Source organism: Nostoc sp. XA010, assembly GCF_020829625.1.
Lineage (GTDB): Bacteria > Cyanobacteriota > Cyanobacteriia > Cyanobacteriales > Nostocaceae > Nostoc.
Genome location: NZ_JAIVFX010000024.1, coordinates 38321 through 61171, shown reverse-complemented (window position 1 = coordinate 61171; position 22851 = coordinate 38321). Strand labels below are relative to the sequence as shown.

At 42.4% G+C, this 22851-nt stretch carries 19 protein-coding genes and 1 pseudogene; 5 read left to right on the top strand and 15 right to left on the bottom strand.

The features are described 5' to 3' along the window. Window positions 1-263: 263 nt before the first annotated feature. From LC608_RS26185 to LC608_RS26175, 3 genes are all read right to left on the bottom strand, one after another. Complete coding sequence (locus tag LC608_RS26185) at window positions 264-1331, bottom strand: DMT family transporter (protein ID WP_229556365.1); 1068 nt, start codon at window positions 1329-1331, stop codon at window positions 264-266. Window positions 1332-1668: 337 nt separating this feature from the next. Beyond that, window positions 1669-1887, bottom strand: coding sequence for a hypothetical protein (locus LC608_RS26180; RefSeq protein ID WP_229556400.1), 219 nt, complete (start codon window positions 1885-1887; stop codon window positions 1669-1671). Between the two features lie 470 nt (window positions 1888-2357). Beyond that, window positions 2358-4007 (bottom strand): Ppx/GppA phosphatase family protein, encoded by a 1650-nt coding sequence (locus tag LC608_RS26175; protein WP_229556364.1) that lies wholly within the window; start codon window positions 4005-4007, stop codon window positions 2358-2360. A 318-nt stretch (window positions 4008-4325) separates the two neighbouring features. Between LC608_RS26175 and LC608_RS26170 the strand changes: the two genes are divergently transcribed. Both LC608_RS26170 and LC608_RS26165 read left to right on the top strand, forming a co-directional pair. After that, window positions 4326-5207 carry a 4-hydroxybenzoate solanesyltransferase gene (locus LC608_RS26170; protein ID WP_229556363.1) on the top strand — a complete coding sequence of 294 codons (882 nt, stop codon included), beginning with the start codon at window positions 4326-4328 and terminating at the stop codon, window positions 5205-5207. 173 nt (window positions 5208-5380) lie between these two features. Beyond that, complete coding sequence (locus LC608_RS26165; protein WP_229556362.1) at window positions 5381-6148, top strand: thioredoxin domain-containing protein; 768 nt, start codon at window positions 5381-5383, stop codon at window positions 6146-6148. A gap of 215 nt (window positions 6149-6363) precedes the next feature. Here LC608_RS26165 and LC608_RS26160 read toward each other — a convergent pair whose 3' ends face one another. Together LC608_RS26160 and LC608_RS26155 are read right to left on the bottom strand one after the other, a co-directional pair. Next, window positions 6364-6813 carry a thioesterase family protein gene (locus LC608_RS26160; RefSeq protein ID WP_229556361.1) on the bottom strand — a complete coding sequence of 150 codons (450 nt, stop codon included), beginning with the start codon at window positions 6811-6813 and terminating at the stop codon, window positions 6364-6366. Further along, a complete protein-coding gene (locus LC608_RS26155) occupies window positions 6800-7432 on the bottom strand; it encodes a TetR/AcrR family transcriptional regulator (RefSeq protein ID WP_229556360.1) in 633 nt (210 codons plus the stop codon). Before LC608_RS26155 ends, LC608_RS26160 begins: the two co-directional genes overlap by 14 nt. Before the next feature lie 849 nt (window positions 7433-8281). Here LC608_RS26155 and LC608_RS26150 point away from each other — a divergent pair. Beyond that, window positions 8282-9079, top strand: coding sequence for a sulfite exporter TauE/SafE family protein (locus tag LC608_RS26150; RefSeq protein WP_229556359.1), 798 nt, complete (start codon window positions 8282-8284; stop codon window positions 9077-9079). Window positions 9080-9129: 50 nt separating this feature from the next. Here LC608_RS26150 and LC608_RS26145 read toward each other — a convergent pair whose 3' ends face one another. Next, the gene (locus LC608_RS26145) at window positions 9130-9792 is read right to left on the bottom strand and encodes a cadmium resistance transporter (protein ID WP_229556358.1); all 663 of its coding nucleotides are present in this window, start codon (window positions 9790-9792) and stop codon (window positions 9130-9132) included. A gap of 415 nt (window positions 9793-10207) precedes the next feature. On the opposite strand from LC608_RS26145, the gene LC608_RS26140 reads away from it, so the two are divergent. Continuing rightward, window positions 10208-10918: a cadmium resistance transporter gene (locus LC608_RS26140; RefSeq protein ID WP_229556357.1), complete on the top strand. Its 711-nt coding sequence runs from the start codon at window positions 10208-10210 to the stop codon at window positions 10916-10918. A 262-nt stretch (window positions 10919-11180) separates the two neighbouring features. Here the strand turns inward: LC608_RS26140 and pruA are convergent, their stop codons facing one another. Next, the gene (gene pruA / locus LC608_RS26135; RefSeq protein ID WP_229556356.1) at window positions 11181-14174 is read right to left on the bottom strand and encodes an L-glutamate gamma-semialdehyde dehydrogenase; all 2994 of its coding nucleotides are present in this window, start codon (window positions 14172-14174) and stop codon (window positions 11181-11183) included. A gap of 326 nt (window positions 14175-14500) precedes the next feature. On the opposite strand from pruA, the gene LC608_RS26130 reads away from it, so the two are divergent. Beyond that, the gene (locus LC608_RS26130) at window positions 14501-15151 is read left to right on the top strand and encodes a hypothetical protein (protein WP_229556355.1); all 651 of its coding nucleotides are present in this window, start codon (window positions 14501-14503) and stop codon (window positions 15149-15151) included. A gap of 2 nt (window positions 15152-15153) precedes the next feature. Here the strand turns inward: LC608_RS26130 and LC608_RS26125 are convergent, their stop codons facing one another. The 8 genes and pseudogenes from LC608_RS26125 to gshA form a co-directional block, all read right to left on the bottom strand. Next, the gene (locus tag LC608_RS26125) at window positions 15154-15882 is read right to left on the bottom strand and encodes a HEAT repeat domain-containing protein (RefSeq protein ID WP_229556354.1); all 729 of its coding nucleotides are present in this window, start codon (window positions 15880-15882) and stop codon (window positions 15154-15156) included. Window positions 15883-16052: 170 nt separating this feature from the next. Beyond that, the gene (locus LC608_RS26120; protein WP_229556353.1) at window positions 16053-16898 is read right to left on the bottom strand and encodes a HEAT repeat domain-containing protein; all 846 of its coding nucleotides are present in this window, start codon (window positions 16896-16898) and stop codon (window positions 16053-16055) included. A gap of 28 nt (window positions 16899-16926) precedes the next feature. Next, window positions 16927-17136: pseudogene (locus LC608_RS26115) on the bottom strand (phycobilisome linker polypeptide); the annotation flags it as partial. 82 nt (window positions 17137-17218) lie between these two features. Next, on the bottom strand, window positions 17219-18088 hold the full coding sequence (locus tag LC608_RS26110; RefSeq protein WP_229556351.1) for a phycobilisome linker polypeptide: 870 nt from the start codon (window positions 18086-18088) through the stop codon (window positions 17219-17221). A gap of 143 nt (window positions 18089-18231) precedes the next feature. Continuing rightward, a complete protein-coding gene (locus LC608_RS26105; protein ID WP_229556350.1) occupies window positions 18232-19044 on the bottom strand; it encodes a phycobilisome linker polypeptide in 813 nt (270 codons plus the stop codon). Between the two features lie 484 nt (window positions 19045-19528). Beyond that, the gene (gene cpcA, locus LC608_RS26100) at window positions 19529-20017 is read right to left on the bottom strand and encodes a phycocyanin subunit alpha (RefSeq protein WP_190729705.1); all 489 of its coding nucleotides are present in this window, start codon (window positions 20015-20017) and stop codon (window positions 19529-19531) included. Between the two features lie 83 nt (window positions 20018-20100). After that, window positions 20101-20622, bottom strand: coding sequence for a phycocyanin subunit beta (locus LC608_RS26095; protein ID WP_229556349.1), 522 nt, complete (start codon window positions 20620-20622; stop codon window positions 20101-20103). Between the two features lie 884 nt (window positions 20623-21506). Continuing rightward, window positions 21507-22646, bottom strand: a complete 1140-nt coding sequence (gshA, locus tag LC608_RS26090) for a glutamate--cysteine ligase (protein ID WP_229556348.1) — start codon at window positions 22644-22646, stop codon at window positions 21507-21509. Window positions 22647-22851: the final 205 nt, after the last annotated feature.

Genomic DNA, 22851 nt, shown 5'->3' with positions numbered 1-22851 from the left:
GAAGAGGACAAGGAGAATGGGAGACAAGGGGAAAGACTTATGTAACTTCTCACCTCTTGTCATGTTGTCTGCAATTCTCTGTTATCTTTCTCATCTCTCTACTGAATTGCAAATTACGGATTACGTTAGCGAGTCTTCTCCCTTGGTGCTAGCCTCTCCCTTTGGGAGAAGGGGAGACGCCAAAGGCGATAGATAGCGCAGCGTTAGCGAGTCAACGAGCGTCACGAGTGTCACGAGCGTCATTACGAATTACGAATTACCAGTTAGGGTAAAATTTCTCGTTCAGATTCTCTCACTCCTAAAGCTATGGGGTTTAATTTTTTAGCAGATGCTTCTAAAACTGGTTGCTGTATATTAGCTATCTCGCCGACAGTAACTGTGTCGTTTTGCGCTGCTAAAGTATCACGTTGGTTAATAAGATAGATACTGATTAAAGTTAGGAAAACACCGACCCACTGCAACGGACTGAGGACTTCTGATAGGAAGAGATTGCCGAATAATAGGGCAAAGACGGGTGTAAGGAAGGTAAGGGAACTAAGACTGGTGAGACTGCCACTAGAGGCAAAGTAGAAGAATAACCCGTAGGCGATCGCACTGCCAAATACGGTAGCATAACCCAAAGCCACTAAATCAGATGCTCCTAGATTCTCCCATTGCTGGGATTCGATAACTGATGAAACTCCCCATAGTGGCAATCCACCCAAAATCATGTGCCAGCCCGTGGCAGTTACTGGGTCAGCATGTCGGCACACAAATCGAATCAACACTGTTCCCACTGCCATTGATAGGGCTGCTAACAGCATCAACCACTCACCACTAGCAAACAAATCTTGCCAATTGCCAATTGTGATATTTGCGCCTGAGTCGAGAAAATGTAAAATCAACTCATCAGGTAAGCCAATTAAACTAATGCCTGTTACACCTAAGCCCAGCCCCAGCCATCCCCAAAAACCAATGTGTTCTTGGAATAGCCACAACGATAGTAAGGCAACTGCCAAGGGTTGCGAGTCAATCATCACAGACCCTAACCCCGCAGTGGTTCTAACTAATCCCTCTGCTAAAAAGCCTTGAAACAGCGTCCCATCTACGAGGGCAAATAAGGCAATCCACAGCCATGCAGCCCAACCCTTCGGGTGGGGTTTACCCATGAATGCTGCTGCAATCAGAATTAACATCCCTGCTGGTATCAGACGCACACCTGCCATGAATAGCGGTGTGGTATGGGGTATCACTCCTTTCATGGCTACCATTGCCGTCCCCCATAGGAAAAAGGGGGCAATTAAGAGGAGAGGGGCGAAGGGAAGTTTAGATGCACTGAGTTTCAGTTGCATGGGTTTGCTGATGCCTTTGTTTAACAAGCGCAAAAATTGCTTTACCCAATTTTACCGAAATTATGTAGTTTTGCGTAGGCATAACCTCTGGCGAGTGCTTTGCACCATCGCGTAGCGTTTCAAAGAGAAGGAAAGAGTACTCTGATGTACCTAAGATTACAGGAAATTGAAGATTGTAATGAGATGGATAGCTTTAAAACGCTATACCAAGGAATAAGCACAAACGCTTTAAATCAGGCAAATACGCATTAGTGTTTATACCTGTATAAACTACTGTTAAAGTAATTTATTTAAGTTAGTAATGTAAGTGATTCGTCTTCAGACCAGTTGATTCAATTTAAAAGCATCCCATGTCTGTAGGATTGCCTGAATTCCTTGAAAATCCAGAAAATCCTTGCTCTGTAATTCTCTTACTCGATATTTCTGGTTTTCGCTCTTGTAAAAGCTGAATTAGTTTATCTAGTGCTTCTTCTTTACTCGCACCAAAGCTTTTAAAATCTGGCAAGCCTAGTACTGTTGCACTAACCCTGCCATCTTGTTCATTTTCAATCAGCACATCCTAACTTAACTGAGGTAAAGTTTTATGCTACAGATAAATTCATTAGGTTTTTACCTCAACCATTTGATATCGCTCATAGCTCCCAACGCTGATGAATTATCACAATAATGGAACACAGGCTCTATGCTGAAGCGTGACTCTTCTCAAATTCAGAGAACCGACCAATTAACCCTGCTTAATTAAAATTCTATATAAGGATATCTAAGTTTTCCCAGCTTAGATATCCAATAGCAACATAACCTAGAGTAAATAGACTATTAACTATACATGTGATTGTAATTCTAATTTTGGTTTTTAAACTATTTCTTTAGGTAGTTTCTCAATCCATCCTAAAGTATGATGAAACCTATATGAATTAACTGAAATTTTGAAAGCAAATGCGTCGAATACGATAATTTGTAGTGACGCATATATATGCGTTTATACATTTACTAGGTGCGTTAAACTACGTTAACGCACGCTACTTTCTAAGACAATTTAGCAACGCTAGACTTTTCTAAAGTCGCTACTAATTTCACTCCAAATTCTTCCTCAAATACTCCTTTTTTATAATCTAAGCTCCAAAGTTCTAAAGCACAATCATCATCAGGTTGAGATGGAAAAATCAGCAAATTCACCTGCTGAAATTGTGGATAATACTCACATTGGACTTGCGCGATCGCACCAATTTGTCGTCTATCTAATGCCACTGCCAATCTTAAAATTGCACTCAATTGACTGACCATTTGTCGCTGGTGTTTATTTAGCAAAATCTGGGAATTTTCATGTTTTTTCTTAGGCGGAGATTTGCGATGATAACGCGCTAAATTGGCTATAATTTCAATCTCAGTTTCTGTATAACCCAGTAATTCACCATTGCGAATTAGATAGTAAGAGTGCTTGTGGTGAGACGAATGGCTGACATAATGACCGCAATTGTGTAATATTGCAGCTGCCCATAGCAATTGTCGCTCGTCTGATCCCCAGTGGTGTAACGTACCTTGAGTTTGGTCAAATAAACTCTCAGCAAATTTTGCCACGCGATCGCTATATTCTAAATTGACGTGGTATTTATTAGCGACTTTGAGTATATTGCGTTCCCGAACTGAACTTTGGTAGCGCAGCTTATCTTCAATTAAACCGTGGGTTAGCATCCAGTCTACGATTACGCCTTCCCGCAAGGAACGCTCACAAACTGTTACCGATTCCCTACCCAAAAGGGTCATTGCTTCCTGTAATATTACTGCACCAGCAAGTATAACTTCAGCCCGCTTCTCTGGCATACCGGGAATTGCAGCCCTTTCTGAGTAACTCAGTTTCCGCAAGCGATTTACCAACTCTTGCAAGTCTTTAAGACTGAACTTATAGCCATTGAGAGTCGAAGGAATAACACCCGACTTTTCTCGTGCATCAATCATCGCCAGGGTTTCAATTGTGCCAGATGTACCTACCAAACGGGGAGATTCCCCAAACTCTAGGTTTGCTAGTATCTCATCCACAGAACGTTCTAACATCCCACGTGTATAGGATTGCAGATACTGAAACTCAGTGTTACTGATGGGGTCGGTGGTGATTAACTCGCTAGTGAGTCGCACTGCACCAACTTTGGTACTGGTGAGAGTCCGTGCTTGGTGACTATCGCCCAAAATTAACTCTGTGGAACCACCGCCAATATCAATAATGGTATGGGGCTGGTTGTTAAATTCCATCCCCGACAGAACGCCAAGGTAGATTCTTCGCGCTTCTTCTTGACCAGAAATCAAGTCAACACTTAAACCCAAGTCCGTTTTTACTCTCTGCAAAAAATCTTTCCCATTGGGGGCTTCTCGCACAGCGCTAGTTGCCACAGCAATGATTGTTTCAGCATTGGTAGTTTTGGCAACTTCTTGAAAGCGTCCTAAAGCAGCGATCGCCTTTTCAATTATCTCTGGTTTAAGTTCCCCACTCTTAAGATTGCGATCGCCTAATCTTACAGTTTCTTTTTCTCTGGCGATAATGCTGAAAGCTGGTAGTGTGGGATCAATCTTGACTACTACCATGTGTAGAGAATTTGTTCCCAGGTCAATGGCAGCAATAATCCGGTCTTGCTTAGATGGTTGAGTTGGAACACTCTCCCAGCTAGAAGCTAAATTCAGCATCTAGTTTTCTCTCTTTATAAGAAATGATGGCAAACGGTGGTATGTTGGGGTAGCTGACACCTAAGTATATTCACTCTACTGCTCCTAACCTAGTGACTATTTAAAAATATTTAAAGTTGGCACTTGAGGTTATGTTTTTACAAATAACAAATAACGTTATTCTATAGATGTAAAGAAGTGTGAATTAGGGAATAGGGAGTAGAGAGTAGGGAATAGAAACTAAAGAAAAGTTTTCTTAATACACAATCCTAAATATAATACCCTCTCCGCACTCCCCATACCCTACCCCCCACTCCCCACTCCCCACTCCCCACTCTTATGTTAAGGACGCCAGAACGCCCCCAGGAACCAGTTTGGCTTGTAATTGTCCGGCTTTTGCGCTGGCATAAACCAGAAGGACGGTTAATTTTAATGATTCCTGCCCTTTGGGCTGTGTTTTTGGCAGCTTCTGGGAAACCGCCTTTACCTCTGGTTGGTGTGATTATATTAGGTACTCTGGCTACGAGTGCCGCCGGATGTGTAGTCAATGATTTGTGGGATCGGGATATTGATCCAGAAGTAGAAAGAACACGCGATCGCCCCCTCGCTTCTCGCGCCTTGTCTGTGAAAGTTGGGATTGTAGTTGCGATCGTATCCCTAGCATGTGCAGCTATCCTGGCATTTTATCTTAACCCCCTGAGTTTCTGGTTATGCGTGGCAGCAGTGCCCGTAATTTTGCTTTATCCAGGTGCAAAGCGGGTGTTTCCTGTACCGCAACTGGTGCTTTCCATTGCTTGGGGTTTCGGCGTGTTGATTAGCTGGAGTGCAGTCACACAAAGCATCTCCCAACCAACTTGGTTACTTTGGGGCGCGACTGTACTATGGACATTAGGATTTGATACTGTTTATGCAATGAGCGACAAGGAAGACGATCGCCGCATTGGTATTAATTCTAGCGCTCTATTTTTTGGGAATTATGCCCCTGTAGCTATTGGAATTTTCTTTGCTGGCACAATCTTGTTATTGGCTTGGTTAGGTGTACTCATACATCTGCACTTAGCCTTCTGGATTAGCCTTGCAGTTGCTACTATTGGATGGGTTTGGCAGTCTGTGCGATTAACACAGCGAGACTTACCTAATCCTGTTTATGGTCAGATGTTCCGGCAAAACGTCTGGATTGGTTTTATTTTACTTGCTGGGATGATTGCTGGCTCTTTTTAAATTAAAGCTTATATCAAGTTCGGGTAATTAGTTATACCCCACCTCTAGCCTCTCCCCGGAGGCGGGGTGGGGTTGTTGAGGTTTAATAAGTAATAAAGCGGACATGATATTACTCTTAAGTAGAAGCGAATGCGTGTCTATAGCTGAAACAAAAAATATTTATGAGTTTTTGTATGCGTACATTCTTTGATTGTTTTACTCCCTTATTTCAGTATCTACGTACTTGGACAGCAATAGGTCTACTAGTTTGGGTTGTTACCTGGTCATTTCCTGCACAAGCTGCTAGCCGTATTGATCCGCAGTTAGAACAGCAAGTATTACAAATTATCCGCGAACATCCAGAAGCAATTATCGAATCTGTTCAAGCCTATCAACAGCAACAACAACAGAAAGTCAAGCAAGAACAGCAAGGATTTTTACAGGATTTAAAGACGAATCCTCAAAGCGTGATTGGTCAATCTCCCACCACAGGTTCAACTAAATCAAAAACTTTGCTAATAGAATTTTCAGATTTTCAATGTCCTTACTGTGCTGAGGCGCATAAAACATTGAAAGAATTGTTAGGAAAATATCCAGATAAGATAAAATTAGTTTACAAGAATTTACCGTTAATTTCAATTCATGCTGAAGCATTGCCAGCTGCAACAGCAGCTTGGGCGGCGCATCAGCAAGGCAAATTCTGGGAATATCATGATGCGCTATTTACTAATCAAAAGCAGCTAGGTCAGGCGTTATATTTAGATATTGCTAAAAAGCTCAATCTAGATTTAGGTAAATTTAAACGCGACCTTACTCTTGCTAATCCCGCAATTACAAAAGATATTCAACTAGCTGAGAAATTAGCTGTTTCTGGCACACCTTTTTTTGTAATTAATAGTCCAAGTTTTTCAGGAGTGGTGCAGCTAGCAGATATCGAAAATATATTGGCTAGTGCTAAGTAAATTGGTGTGTTTTAAAATAGCCTCTTATTCTTTCAGTAGCTAGACGCAAATAAATTAAAGTTTGTAGTAAGGACTTTAGTCCTGATAAATGCTATGAGCGATGAATGGCTCACTACGAACTAGAATTTTATTGTATCACCTTAAAAAGGCTTGCTCTAGTTCCCTCCTTTTTAAGGAGGGTTAGGGAGGATCAATTTTAACTCAAGCGTATTAATTTATAAATAGTCTTTCAAATTCTTTTTTTGATGCTCGAAATATTTCTTCTGTAATTCCTCTGGAATGGGAATAGGACGACTATTTTGTAAACTAACAAAAGCGCCTTTCTGGGTAGCTACTGCTGCTAACTCATTGTTAGATAAAATTTCAGCTTGTACAGTCCACTTCAACCGTCCTAAGTTACTTAGCCATAAACGTCCAATTACTCGATCGATAATTTTTATCGAACGTTTATATTCAATTTCAGTTCCAGCTAAAACAGGCGCATATCCTTGCTCAATTTGTTGATTGAGTTGCCAGTGTTCATCTAAAAACTTTAAACGTAAATCCTCAAGCCATCTGATATACACAATATTACTCACGATTCCCATAAAATCAATGTCGTATGTTTTTACAGGAATTTCTAATACTACTTCTAATGGTCTGTGCAAATTATTATTTAGTAGCATTATTTTCTATCTGATTATTTTTGCTATATATTCTCAGGTGAGTCTCTAAATATTGATTCAGGTGATTAATAACCCTGTGCATGTAAATTGAATCTCCATAAAGCTTGCTCATCATTACTGCTCCTTCTAATGTTGCAATTATGATAGTAGGGATTTCATCAGCACTAACTTCAGGGCGAATTTCACCCTTTTTAATTCCCGTTTCAATAATTCGACGAATCAGATGCAGCCAAGAATTCATCGCTTGTTGAGCGCGTTCCCGCAACGCCGGATGAGCATCATCACTCTCCACAGCAGTATTCAGCAGTGGACACCCTCCCTTGATAGGTGGATTTTCTGTAAAGCTACTAAATACGTCAATGATTGCTTGCAGGCGTTCTACAGAGTGGTGTTTGCTTCGTAATGCAAATCTAGTATGCTGATGGATGCGAGCGATCGCAAAGTCAAAAGCCTGTAGCGCGAGATCATCTTTGCTTTGGAAGTGATTGTAAATTCCTCCTTTCTGCAATCCCGTAACACGCATGATGTCTGACATTGATGAGCCTGCATATCCCTGTTGGTTAAACAGTTCTGCTGCTTGGTGGAGAATTCTGCTTTTTGTTTCCTCGCCTTTGGACATTACAGCGATTTTTAGATGAATGGACTATAGGGAGTGGGGAGTTAGGAGTTAGGAGTTAAGAGTTATGAATTTTTATTTCTCACTCCTCACTGCTAACTTCTCACTCCTCACTCCTGACTTTAATAGTGGGGAGTAAGGTAATTTATTGAATTGAAAATTGCTGTAAATAAAATATTACCGACCGAATGGTTTTTTTAAACTACCGCGAGAAGTGCTTTAAAGTCAAGTATTTTTCAGCGCTGAGTTCTTAACTACGCATTAGGCATTATTATTCTCCCCCTACCTCCCCTGCTCCCTACTTCCACTCCCCACTCCTCCCTCTTTATGCAGATATTTCGCAAGATACAACACGAATACGCTGGACGTTTACTCATGCTTACAAGTAAAATACGGTAAGTGCATCGCCTTACCGCCTTTTACATGTAAAACCGCAAAAAACCAGTTATAAGTTGAATTTAGCAGAGCAACTGACCCATAAGCAGTTATCACAGCCTGTTTCAGCTAAATGTCAGTCATGCTACCAAAAACTTCCAGACAGGTTTTAAGTTGTCCAGGAATCCTCTGCCCTAACTTTTAGCTGGATAACCTTTGTGTCACTCATCCCTAGAGAAACACAATAACTTGGCATGACTAGCTCCGTCTACGGCTGGGCTATAGTTTGGCACAATTGCTGCTCTCTAGCAGTAAAGCTTTAGCTGATTTTCAGTTATAGCTGCTCGTAGTTAAGTCAGTGAACAGTTATTAAGGCTTTGTTTGGAGATTTAAACCCTATGTTGCTCACTTAATAGAAGTGGGAGACTCAACAGGACTTTGATAACTCATAACTGATTGTTGAAACCCCCGAAGAGTATGGAATATTTATTACTACCGTTCTTAAGCTTTTTTGTTGGTATCATCGTTGGTTTGACGGGAATTGGCGGAGCCTCTCTCATCACCCCCATGTTGATTTTTGTTTTTCAGGTTCCGCCTTCTATCGCTGTAAGTTCTGATGTTGTGGCTGCCACATTGATGAAGATTGTTGGTAGCGTCAAGCATTGGGAACAGAAAACCCTTGACACAACAGTTGTTAAATGGCTGGCTTTTGGGAGTGTTCCAGGCTCACTGTTCGGCGTGGGGATTTTGCACTTTCTTAAACGTACAGGTGAGTATAACCTGGATAGCATCTTGCTTCGTTTGCTTGGTTTGATGATTTTGTTAGTCACAGTATTAGCACTAGTGCAATTGCTACTATTAACTTTTTTCCCCAAATTTAATTTACCCGAACTGCCAAAATTAGACTTAGAAACTAACTTTGGTCGGTGTGTAACAATCACTTTGGGAGCAATTTTAGGCTGTTTGGTTGGTTTAACTAGTGTCTCATCAGGTTCAATGTTTGCCCTGGTGCTGATTGGGTTTTTCCGGCTTGATGCACGGAAGTTAGTAGGTACAGATATTTCACACGCAGCAATTTTACTGCTGTTTACTGCTCTTGGCCACCTCAGCTTGGGAACAGTTGATTGGCGTCTGGTTGTACCTATATGGCTAGGCTCTGTTCCAGGGGTGTTAGTAGGCGCTAAAATCTGCCAGGTAGCTCCGCAACGCCCACTACGGTTTATCATTTATACCATCTTAATGATGGTGAGTTGGAAATTAGTTCATCAGGTGTGACCAATTTTAGATTTTCAATCCCAAATCCAGCATCCAACATCCAACATTGATTAACTTCTCACCCAAGGTAGTAGAGTGAATGTACCTCGTTCATACATAATGAACAGACCCAAGCCAATCAACACAAAAGGTACGACAGCTTTACCGTAGCGACTTAAAATATTAGCAATGGTAGGTTGACGGCTTAAAAAATAAGCGATCGCACACCAAACCCCTACCATGATAAAAAATATACTTAGAATGACTCCCAAGCTGGTAAGATCGTGACCAGCGAACAAAGGGATATATATACTAATATTGTCACCACCATTAGCGATCGTTACTGCCGCTACTTTATAGGTTTGGGGGTGTAAAATACTCAAAATAAAAGACAATACAGGGTTACTAGGTGTGGACTGTGTAAAATCACTACTGACTGTCTGAACTGTTGGAGTTTCTTCTTTTCTAGATACTAATTGTTGAATTCCAATTGCTATTGGTAGCATTCCTAGCAATCCTATCCATTCTCGCTGTACGACTAAGCCACCAAAAAATCCTGGTAAGCTAGCGATGATAATGGCTGTGAAACCCAGATATTGACCGAGTAAGATATGCCGTCGCCGAAAATTAACATCTACTTGTGAAAAAAATATTAACAAGATAATGATGTCATCTATGTTAGTGGCGATAAAGGCAATTATCCCTTCACTGAAGGCTGTCCCTAGCTTACTCATCCTGGATTTTTAGAACCTACGATTTATCACCATACCAAATTAACCTTCTATAGGAATCGTATTTAATTTTTGAAATTATCTACGTGGGCGGGGAGTGGGGAGTAGGGAATAAGGAATTAGGCTTTTCGATCTGTACGGAGCTTTTTTAGAAATCAAATATTAGTTCTATAGCGCAACTAAGCTTTAAAATAGACAAAGTAATTATCCAAGGAATTTCAACGATTTACGAGATTTATTGCAAAAATTTAAATTTGGTGTTTGGTATTACAGATAAACACAGATAATTTAAGGTGTGTATCTGTTGTTGAATTTCTTTGTATTCTTCTGTTTGGGACGCTTCTCTACGAGAGGCTTTGCCAATGCGAACGCGGTAGCCTGCTGCAAGATAAAAGCATATCTATGTATATCTTAAAATATGAGCGAGTTCGTTACTGCAATTACTACTGGGGCAATTGCATTCATTGCCACTAACATTGATGATATTGTCATTTTATTGTTGCTTTTTTCTCAAATAAATGCTACCTTTCGCCGCAGGCATATAGTTGTTGGTCAGTTTCTAGGTTTTACAGTTTTATTAATCCTTAGCCTTTCTGGTTTATTTGGTGGGTTAGTTTTATCAAAAAGCTGGATTGGATTACTTGGTTTACTACCAATTGCTATAGGTATCAGCAGCTTAGTCAATAAGGAAGAAGATGCATTGGAGGAAGTTGTAGCTACAACTGAAGAATCTGAGGCATCAAACATGACTAGTTTTCTATCTCCTCAAACTTACAGCGTGGCAGCGATTACAGTTGCAAATGGTAGTGACAATATTAGTGTCTATGTGCCGTTATTTGCTAGCAGTAATTTAGAGACTTTTGTGATAATTATCGGCTTATTTTTTCTATTGTTAGGAGTTTGGTGTTATGCGGCATACAAATTAATTAACTACAGAGTAATAGCCGATGTATTGACTCGCTATGGTAATAATATTGTACCTTTTGTTCTTATAGGATTAGGCGCTTTTATTGTATTAAAAAGCGGAGCTTTGAACTTAATAAAGCTAGCTGCTAGTTGTTTATGTTTGATAATTTTGGTGAAAAATAATGAAAGTACCGATGAAATTGGCGAAAATTCTAGTAGATAATCAAGCCAATTTTAGATTTAGATTTTTCATCAAAATCTAAAAAATCGGTTTCACAAAAAACGATTGCTTCTTGGGTAATATAAGGTGGGCAATGCCCACCTTACAAGTTTTAACAAGTGGCGGGGGTTTAAGTCCCCAGCAAGACAGGTAGCAGGTTTTGTGTCGGGGTTAAATCCCCATTACAAAACGTAATTGCGTTCGCTTTTAGCGTCTGTCTGCGACACGCTGTTCGCGTTCGTAGAGAGCATCATTGTGAATTAGTTTACTCAGCACCTTCAATTGGTGCAAAACCTTGGCGTTGAATATTTTCTGTCACCGCGCGTGGTTCGAGGAATTGCAAGAGGTAATCAGGTCCGCCTGCTTTAGAACCGACTCCAGAAAGTTTGAATCCACCAAAGGGTTGCCGCCCCACGATCGCTCCGGTAATATTACGGTTGATGTACAAATTCCCGACTTCAAATTCTGCCTGCGCCTGCTGAATGTGCGAAGGTGTTCTAGAATAAAGTCCTCCAGTTAAGGCGTAGTTTGTACCGTTGGCAACTGCTAACGCTTCCTGGAAATCTTTGACTCTAATTACCGCCAGCACAGGGCCAAAAATTTCTTCCTGGGAAATTACCGCATTTGGCGATACTTCACTAAAGATCACAGGCCCGATAAAATATCCTTGTTCGGGTGCTGGTAATTCCAATGCTAATTGTGCTTCTGCCTTACCCTTCTCAATATACTCGCGGATGCGATCGTGGGCATTAGCATCAATCACTGGCCCAACTTGTGTACTTGGTAACTCTGCTTCCCCAATGTTTAAGGATTTTGTCGCTTCTACCAAGCGTTGCACAAAGGCATCATAAATCGGTTGCAGCACAATCACCCTGGAAGCAGCAGAACATTTTTGTCCACTGTAACCAAATGCCGACTGCACTACCCCCACAACAGCTTGGTCTAAATCAGCACTTTCATCGACAATAATGGCATTCTTGCCACCCATTTCAGCAATCACCCGTTTCATGTGCTTTTGTCCGGGTTTTAAGATTGCCGCCTCTGCGTAAATTCTACAGCCAACTTCTTGGGAACCCGTAAAAGCAATTACATGAGTATCTGGATGATTTACCAAATAAGCGCCGACTTGCGAACCCTTGCCAGGTACGTATTGAAATACACCTTTAGGAAAACCAGCATCTACCAAGATTTCTGTGAGTTTTGCTGCAATTACAGAAGACGTTTCCGCAGGTTTTAGGAGAGTGCAATTGCCTGAAACCAAAGCTGCAACAGTCATTCCGCAAGCGATCGCTAGCGGGAAATTCCAGGGAGAAATTACTACAACAATACCGCGTGGTTGGTAGATATAATGATTAGTTTCGCCAGGTATGTCGTAATTCACACCTTTATCTAACCGTTCTATCTCATCAGCGTAGTACCGACAGAAATCTATCGCTTCCGAAACCTCTCCGTCAGCTTCCTTAACAGGTTTCCCAACTTCCAAAACTATCCAAGCTGAAAGTTCAGCGCGGCGGAGTTCCATCAAATCACCGGCTTTCCGCAAAATATCAGCGCGTTGTTTAGCTGGTGTTTTTCTCCATCCAGGAAAGGCAGCTTTGGCAGCTTGCATCGCCTGTTCTGCTTGTTCAACGCTAATCAACCCAACCTTACCAACTACCTCATTGAAATTAGAAGGATTGAGAGAATCAACAAATTCCGGCGGATTAACATACTCGCCATTAATTAGGGGTAAATAAGTTTTACCCAACTGTTGGCGAACACTTTGGAAAGCTTGCATCGTCTTTGTTCTTACCTCTTCTTCAGCATAATCGGTATCAGCAGCACCCAGAAAATGAGAGTTAGCAGTTAGAAGTGAGGAGTTAGAAGTTAAAGAGTTCTTTTCCTCTTTGACAAGCGGTGGCGCTAATAATTCTTCAATCGGTCGATTTTCGAGATTTTGCCGTAAAAAAGAACTATTAGCTGTATTTTCTAACAACCGACGAATTAAATACGCCATTCCAGGTAATAATTCACCGTAAGGACAGTAAACTCTCACCCGATAACCCTTGTCAACCAATGCCTTGGCAACTTTATCACCCATGCCGTAAAGGACTTGTAATTCAAAGCGACGGCGGGGGACATTTAAACTTTCAGCTATGGCAATGGCGCGAGAGTGCGATCGCACGTTATGGCTACCAATGGCAGAATACACATATTGATGATTTTCTAGCAACAACTGAGTGATGGTTTCAAAGTTAGCATCAGTTGCCGCTTTGTCGTTGTAAACTGGCTGTGGCCAATGCTTCTGCGCTGCTTTGATAGTTTCCTGATCCCAATATGCGCCTTTTACCAAGCGGATTGTCAAGGGATAGCCACGTTCTTTCAACCAAGAAATTATCTCTTTAGTATCTTGCTCGCTATCACGCAGATATGCCTGAACCGTTATGCCAACATCTGTGCGTTGCCGAAACTCTTCTTCTAAGAGCAGTTTTTTCAGGATGCTAAGAGTTATGTCTTTATAGGCATACTGTTCCATATCAAAATGGACAGATGCACCCAACTCTTTAGCACGACGTAAGAGAATACGAATGCGATCGCTAACTCGCTCCTCACTACCTTTAGCATCTAATGGGTCAAATTGGGAATAAAACGCTGTTAACTTAACAGAAACCTGAACTTTTGGTATTGCTTCGCCATCAGCCTCATCAATAGCTGGGATAGCTGCCCAATTCTTCGATGCTTCCACCAATTGTTGCATTAATTCTAGATAGCGTTCTAGATAAGACTGCGCTTCGGCTTCGGTAATTACTGCTTCACCAAGTAAATCGATGGTGAAAGCCATTTTCTCTTTTCGCAGTCGTTCAACTGTTTTGATGACTTGTTTAATATTTTCCCCAGAAATATATTTATGAGCAAGAGTTTCAACGGCTGTACCAACGGTTGTAGCAGCAACTTGTCCTGGCATCGAGTCAGGGTTAGCAAAGTTTAGCATTCCCTTCAAAGCTGCCGGTAATTCTACAGACTCATCTCCTAAATATTCTTGTAAATGTGAGGCAATTTCTGATTTACTGTGTAAAGCAGGTAGCGTATCTATAAAGCGAAATAGTTGCACCCGCAACCCAGGATTACTCATCGCCCAAGCTAATAATTTATCATCCCAGCGCATTTGATCCCGCAGGGAAGAAAAAAACGAACGATTTTCCTGCGTTGCTGCTAGAAGTCGTTTAGCAATTTCTTGGGTTTTAGCTTCGTAGGTGCTTGTCTGTACTTGTAATACCACTGATAATAAACTCCTTAATTAAGGCAAGGCTTTTTGTACAAAGCCTATGTCTTCTATTTTGACGCTTTCATATATCTAGTGGGGAGTGGGGAGTGGGGGAGGGAAGGCAGGGGGAGCAGGGGAGGCAGGGGGAGCAGAGGAGAAAAATTAATAACCAATGCCCACTGCCCAATGCCCAATGACTAATGACTAATAACTAATGACCAATGACCAATTCAATGACCTACAAGTGTTATCCTTTTGTTGATCTATTTCTAACTTGATTAGACAGATGTTGCAGCACAAGAGATTAGCTCAGTCATACTAAGAGTGTGAATACTACGTTTATGCCTACAGAAAACCTCACGCATATCTTATTTTCTAACTGGCAACACACACTCCAACCCTTTGGTGTTGACCAGGTAGCGGCTGAGAAAGCTTTTAATGACTTGATTGCAGCTTACTCTACCCCTGGTCGCTACTACCATACACTCAAACACATTGATCGCGTCTTCACAACAATTCAGATTTTGCAAGGCTACACCAACAATCTAGCTGCTGTTCAACTAGCTGCCTGGTTTCATGATGTAGTGTATGACACTCAAGCTCAAGATAATGAACAACGAAGTGCAGACTATGCTTTTGATCTGCTGAGTAACTTGGGTATTCCAGAAAGTACCATAACTATTGTCACTCGTATCATTCTGAATACTAAAGACCACCAAGCTGCGGTAGATGACTATGATAGCCAAGTTCTACTTGATGCCGATTTAGCGATTTTGGCTACTAACCAAGTGCAGTATGGAGAATATGCCCATGCTATTCGCCAGGAATATGGCTGGATGGCAGAGACAGATTATATCACAGGTCGTCAGCAGGTTTTAGAACGATTTTTACAGCGATCGCATATCTACTTTACGCCTTTAATGTCAGAGTTCGCCGAACCATGTGCCCGTGGCAATATCCAGGGGGAAATTCAGTCTTTATTGTCTGATTAGTTCTACCGTCTGCTATCGCCACGATGAGCTATTTCAGTGTCTTGTAGCTTTATTTTAGGTGCAAAGACTTCTTGATGTTGTTGCGGGTGTTGCGGCTGAATTTTTTCCTGTGCAAACTTGACACGGGTGCGAACTCCAAGATCAACATCTGTATTGAGCATTTGCTGAAGTTGATTTGTAATCCGCGACGCTTGATCGGGTAAAGTGACTGCTATGGCAATGGCTAGTGTTTCTAAACTTGTCACTGCTGCATAGCGCACTACCCACTCTGGATCTTGAGAAATTAGTAATAGCGCCTCTAATACCTGAGTGTGAAGAGATTCTAGTTTCTCAGGCAGTACTTGCTGCCAGCGCAAAGTGCCTAATCCCCTAGCAGCTGCCCGTCGCACACTCAGAGAAAAATCGCTCTTTGCTGCCTCTAACAAGGTATCGAGCGCCCGGACATCGCCAATTCCCGCTAAGGCACGAATAGCCCAGGCTCTAGCACCATAGTTGTAGCCATCAATTAGTTGCAATAGTGGCTGCACTGCGGGTTCCCCGATCGCAATTAGCCCATCTACCGCCGCCACTGCTGCCCCTGGATTGTTGTAGCCCAAAGCTGCAATTAGTGTAGGAACACCTTCTTCTATACCAGCTGCTGCTAGCTCCTGAACTGCGTCTAATAACCGATCCGAAGAATCTGCTTCTTCTACAGCACGGATCAATATTTGGGCCAGATCGCTGTTATTCATAATAATTTTTCCTCAGTAATGAGTCGTCAGCCAATTGTAGCCTAAGCTATCCGTAATTGGCATCATACATAAACCCCCTAGCCATGATTTTACAGTTAGCTTGGGGGTTTATGTGTAGTAAAGATTTGGTTGTAACGTATTAATAACAACCGATTATCTAGAATTTATGACTACAGCAGCGAGTCCATCAAATTCATCACTTTAATCGCACCTTCTGAGAAAGTGTTTGGTGTTATGTGATTTACTTGATGTTCTAGTAATCCTTTAAGAGAAATTAGCTTGAGGCTATTTTCAGCAAGAGTCTGTGCGATCGCATCTGCTGCGGGTAGATATCCAATCGCTCCCAAATCTGCTAACACTGCTCGACGCAATTGCAATTTTTCTCCCGCCAGAGCTTGTACCAGCCGCTCTCCATAAACTGGTTCTTGAGTTAATTGATACATGGCTCGTGTGGCAGAATATTGCACCAATTCGATCGGATGCTCTAAGAATGCCTTTACCAAAGGGGAAAACTCAGTCGCCCTCAAGGTTCCCAAGGCTTCTAAGATGGCGTCGTAGGGTTGAGATAAATCAGGCTGCTTTGATATGAGCTGCTCTCCCTGCAAACCTACTGCTAATAACTTAATTAGCGCCGGAATACAAACCGGATCGCCCAGCATCTCTAAGGATTGTGCCGCCGCTTCTCGCACATAAAAGTCTGAGCAGTCTAAACACCCAATTAAAGGTGATACTGCCTGGCGATCGCCAAGTTTCCCTAAAGCTCTAGCTGCGTTTCGCCGCAGAGGATATCCGCCTTCTGGTGTCCTGTCGGCTTCATCCTCTAAGGCTTTGATCACTGCTGTAACCGCAGCTGGTTCATTTATACGAAACCTGCCCAACCACCAGGCAGCATAAAATCGCAGACCTAAATCTGCACTTTCAAGATTAGCGATCGCCTGCTCTACAGTTAAAGATCCACCGTCGGCATTGTCAACTGTCACTGACAAATCTTTAATGTTCTCCAGACTGGGATTCATGACTGTGTTCGCTATGTGTTGTATCAGCGTTCAATGGCTGAATGCTGACTATTTTGCCACCCAAGCGAGTAATGCGCTGCATTTCTTGGTTCATGCGGTTCTCAGGCACTGTGATAAATACACTGGCACTAGAACGAATCGGATAGGCGACTTTTTCTGTTTCTTCGCTTTGGCGCAGACCGACTACTTCATAGCGGAAGGAGCGGTTACTATTTCTACCATTAATTTGTCCAAGCATAAATCAATTCCAAATTTATAAATTGAAGTTGTCATTAGTCCTTGGTCTGAAATTAATGACCAATGACTAATGACCAATGACACTAAAGTGGTTTTACACTGGCGATTTTACCACCTTGTTTTACCACTCTCTGGAAGTAAGCAGATAGCCCTTCATAGGGTATAATAACAGCTTGATTGACCCGGCGTGTGCTAGGATACCCAGCTCCAAAAACGCCTGCCACTTCAATGCGGTAGAGTCTGCCTTCTTGCCCGAAAGTTCCTGCACCACCGAAAGTACTGTTGGGGGTAACACCTTTTTCAGGAGCAACGTAGGAAAAGCCGGAAGGGCCACCAGATGGAGGAACAACAACAGATGCACTGTTGCGACCTAGTTCAACGGCAAGGCGAGAGGAATTGCCTCTAAGTTGGGAGGTATCGCTATTGGCATAGCCGCGATAAAGTTGGAATATCCGGCTAAATCCGACAGTTTTCTGACCGGTTTGGGTTTCAAAGCCGCGATAGAAAGGCACAATATTTTCACCAAAGCTACTTTGATATTCTGCCGAATCAATATAAGAATCAATATCGGCTTCATATCCCTTGGTTTGATATAAGTCTAAGTGATAGACCACCTCAGACTCATCATAGGGAGCGCGACCCAACAAATGTTTATAGTTCAGTTCAATGACGCGAGTTTGAAAACTGTTGTAGAAAAACTTGGATTTGTACAGTTCTGATTTAGCTACTTGACGCACAAACTCTTGTACTGTACTTTTCCCATCGCGCAGAATAGATTCAGCACTTGTGAGACGCTCAGATTTCATTAAGTAATCGTTGCCCAACAACTGACGATAGACGGCAGTAATTACTTGCTCTATGTCTTCTTTAGTTGCATTTGGGCGCAATTCTAGGGGAGCCTTATCACTAAAAGCTTCTGTTCCCAGACGGGATGCTGCTGTTGTAATAGCCATTGGTAATTTTCCTTTTGTAATTGGTAATTGGCAAAGGGAGTGGGGAGTGGGGAGTTGAGAGTAGCGAATTTCATTACTCCTAACTCCCTAGTACAGACGCGATTAATCGCGTCTCTCCCTACTCCCCACCCCGATTCCCTAATTTATACAGATGTGATGTTAATCACCTTGCTGCCCTTACGATTAAGCTGCTGCAACTTGCTAGAAAGTTGTTCGTAAGGTACGAGAAATTCCGCACTACCCCGCCGCACTACAGATGAGTTTGGAGAAGCTGCTTGTAGTACCCTAATTCGGTATATTTCTCCTCTCCCACCTGATGAGAGGCCCGTCAAGGCTCCTGTCGAGACTGGGTAGATAGGTGAAGCTAGATTCTTAGCTATTTCCCAAGTTAGGCGTCCTTGTTTTTGTCCTTGAGCGCGATCGCTATTGGCATAACCCCGATACAGTTGGAAAAGTCGGCTATAGCCAACGTTTTTCTGCCCTACTGGGCTATTAAAGCCACGATAGTATGGTACTATGTTTTCGCCAAAGCTTTCTTGATATTCTAGTGAGTCAATGTATGAGTTAATCTCAGCTTCATAACCTTGTAAGCTATAAAGCTCAACGTGGTACGAAATGTCTGACTCATCTTCTGGGGCGCGACCCAATAAATGCTTATAATTCAACTCGATAAAGCGAATTTGCGAGTTTGAATGGAAAAACTTATTCCGATAGAGTTCCGACTGAGCAATGGCTAGCACAAATCCCCTAACTGAAATATCGCCTTGCTGCAACAGTGATTCAGCACTGACAAGACGCTCTGATTCCATTAGGTATTCATTACCCAAAACCTGACGGTAAGCTGCCCGGATGATCACTTGCACATCCGTTTCCGTTCTATCGGGACGCAGTTCTGCCAGTCCTGAGTTTTCAAAGGCTCCAATTCCTAGCCTTGTTGCTTGTCCCAAAGCTGCCATCTTTAAACCTCCTCAGTTTTAACTGGAAAACTGAAAACTTTTTAGAAAATTTTTTTCTATTCTTTTAAAAAGAAAGAATTTAGCAGCCAGTAGCCAGAATACCCTTTCAGGGAAGCAAGCTACAGAATTTAAATCTATGCGACACTTCTTTACCAGACGCTTTGCATAGCTTGCTTCCACGTTCGCGTAGCGTCCTGTATGGAAGCAGTACGACCAAGCTCAGTGCCCACTGGTGGATAACGCACTTTAAAAAAGTCCAGAAGCGTCTGAATCAACGGTGAAACACCACCCTAAATATGCATTAGTAGTCAATTTTAGTAGTGGTGGGTCTGAATCCCACACTCAAAGATTTCTAAATTCTGTGTTCCTAATTCTGCATTCTTCTTTAACAGTCTTTTGAAAATAAAACTGCCCAGAAAGGTAAACCAACTCCTAGCTATTTGCCAACAGAGCTTGTTTTCCTTTCCGGGCTAAATACACTCTATTAGCTTAGAGCGTTAATTGCGTAGTCGATGTAGGAATTAGCTTCTACAGCAGGGTCGCCACTTAGACCGTGGTTAGCCTTGATGTACTTGAGAGCTTCAACGTACCAGCTGGGAGATAGATCAAAGGTGCGGTTGATTTCAGTCAAACCAGAAATCAAGAATTCATCCAATGGGCCTGTACCACCCACAACTAAGGAATAGGTAACAATCCGCAGGTAGTAGCCGATGTCACGTGCACACTTTTCTTTACCAGTGTTGGTAGAAGCGAAGTTAGGGCCTTGTTGTTGAGTGGTGTAGGGGAACTTGTTGTACACCGCTTGAGCTGCGCCTTCTGTCAAACGTTGGGCATTAGCAGTCAAGCTTTTTGCTGCTTCCATGCTAGCAGGAGCTTGACGGAAACGACCAAAAGCGACTTGAAGTTCGGTGCTGGAAAGAAAGCGACCTTGAGAATCTGCGGTTGAAACGGCTTCGGTAAGAGGTGTCTTCATCGGTTTAGTATCTCCCTATTTACAATCTTGTTGAAATTTGTTTTGTCTAACTGACAGTTGTCAGTCAATAGTCTTAATCGGGTTTAGCTTACTGCTGAGGCTGCACGATCAAAGTAGCTAGCAACTTCAGATGCTATAGCGCTGCAATCGCCTCTGGTGATATTGTTGGGGTCGTTAACAAGAGCCAAAGCTGCGTCCTTCATCTTTTGTACGCCAGCTGCTACAGAACCACCAGGAACTCCTAGAGCCAAGTAGGTTTCGCGCAGACCGTTCAAACAACGATCATCTAATACACTTGCATCACCAGCAAAGATTGCGTATGTAACATAGCGTAAGATGATTTCCATGTCACGCAAGCAAGCAGCATTTCTACGGTTGGTGTAAGCATTACCACCAGGAGCAATCAACTGAGGTTGTTCTGCGAACAGAGCACGAGCTGCATTGGCAACAATTGCTGAGGAGTTGCTGGTAATCCGGTTTACGGTATCTGCACGCTTGTTGCCATCTTTAACTATGGCAGCTAGCGCGTCTAACTGAGCAGCGCTGAGATATTCACCGCGGGCATCAGCTTGGGTGATTACTTTTGCAAATGCATCTAAAACCATTGCTTTTGTCTCCTAGTTTGCTTGGTTAAGAATAATTGGACTCAAAACTGAATCGTTCAGTTTATTTTTGATGTCAGCACTGCCTGACGAGTTACGAAAGGTTTAAAACAGACATCCACGGAATAAGTTTACGATCTCCAGGCTTTCAGATTAAAACTTTTGTTAAAAAACTTAAAACTTCTGTAAACGACTGGAAAACCTGATTAGATGTTGTTTTTTCCTTCTAAGTTATCTTTATACAATGCTGTAGCGTCATTATTTATTACAAATTATTGTTATGTTTGTTAATTTCATTTACATAACTTTACACTTTCCTGCAACCCAAACCCAAAAGATGGGACAATCAATATTTGTGAAATCCGTTTAAGGGTACATAGGCGTGTCACGCCGCAGGCATTGCACATTTAAGTTCTGTATTATTGGCTACTTACTAGCGCGTGCCTTTGGCAGGGGCTATTTATACGTCTGCATTGCAGTCTATAGCGGTAGTTAACTATGCAATCGGCAGACTTAGGATTATTAGCCCGGCCGAAGCTTTAGATTTGCAATAGATATCTCCAGAAATTAATTATGCGTTGCTCCTACGGAGAAGCAAGCTACTACATAGCGTCTGTCTGCGACACGCTGCGCGAACGCAGAGAAGACGCGAAGTAGCACCTTCGCGCAGCGTCTCGCAGAGAAGGAAGAAGGAAAGAAGAGAAATTGAAGAATTTATCTACTCGTCAAAGTTGACTTGCCAGACCACAAGTGTCTCCAAGAAAATCTACATATTTGTCTGAAAAGGGAAGTAGGAAGTAAGAAGAATTAAGGACAAGAGGTGATAACTTGTAACAAGTCTTTCCCTTGTCCCTAATTTCTCTTCACCATGCCCAATGCCTCTTGAGTTAAGTCAGTAGGGATGAACACAATTTGTTTTCAAGTTCGATTTCGCGTTCTTGGGTGGCGACAATAGCCTGGGTGATGACGCGCTGGCTGTCAAAACCGACTGCGTGTAGTTGCAACCACTGTTGAGCTTCATTGCCTTCGCGGAGGATTTTATGCAAAGGGGAAAGGAAACAATTAAAGCCTTGTTGTTTAGCGATCGCCCAAACATCGTGGTACATTTCAGAAATCCAATCTCTGGCTAGGATACTTCTACCATCTTGCCAATGCCTCAAATGAGCATCGAGACTACCAGTAGCAGCAGCAGCTTCGTTCTCAGTAGTCAGGGTGACGAGTTCTTGGGGAGAGAAAGTACTTTGAGTTAACGGATCGATGCTGGGATTTTCGATTATTTGCGACAAACGCGCTTCTAATAAGGCAGTAATGGCTAGCAAGGCAATAGGATCTGTGACTAAATCGCAAATTCTCAATTCTAGGCGATTTAGATCATAAGGACGGCGATCGCCATTTGGTCGCACTGATGCCCACAAATGCCGCACGTTTTGCATGGTTCCGGCAACGAGTTGATCTTCCACCCACTGAATATGATCGGCGTGGCTGGCAAATAAAGGCACATGGCTAGGCGTTTGCGGAAATACGCCCCAACGAGTGGAGTGATAGCCAGTAGCTTTGCCATCTAGGAAAGGAGATGAGGCGCTGAGGGCGAGAAATAAAGGTGCTTCCATACGAATCACGCGACACGCCCGCATTAATACTTCTGGGTCGCTGATGCCGACATTGATGTGTACGCTGGCGGTGACTACTTTTGTCCCGTAGGTGTTTTCAATGTAGTCATGATAGGGGTTTGCTGGGTCGGAACGCAGAAAGCGATCGCTCCCACTCAAAGACAAAGTACTCCCCGGTATCAGGGTATAATCGCCCAAACGATTGAGGTAGTTTCGTAACTCCCGCCTCGGACGCAGCAAGGCACACAATAAATTTTCGTAATTAGGGGATGGTTCGGTTATATATTCCACATTGCGGCTATCTGGCTCTCGCATAAATCCATCCAAATCCGCAACAATTTTGTCGGAGAGACCGACGATTTCACCTTGAGGCGTGCCAGTGTAAATCTCAATCTCAAAGCCTTTTAATAAAACCACCTTGTTCTCCTCGGCTCTCTCTACCTATAAATTGTATCGAATAACACGAATCTCTGGATCTATCTTTAAGCCAATCAAAAGTTAAGAATCATTTTGTTGATAATTCATACCAAATCAGGACGACAGATTTATTGGTTGTCTTCTGGAGAATTATTACTACTAAAGGATGAGAAATATACTAGTTTAATTTACGCACTGTATAGTT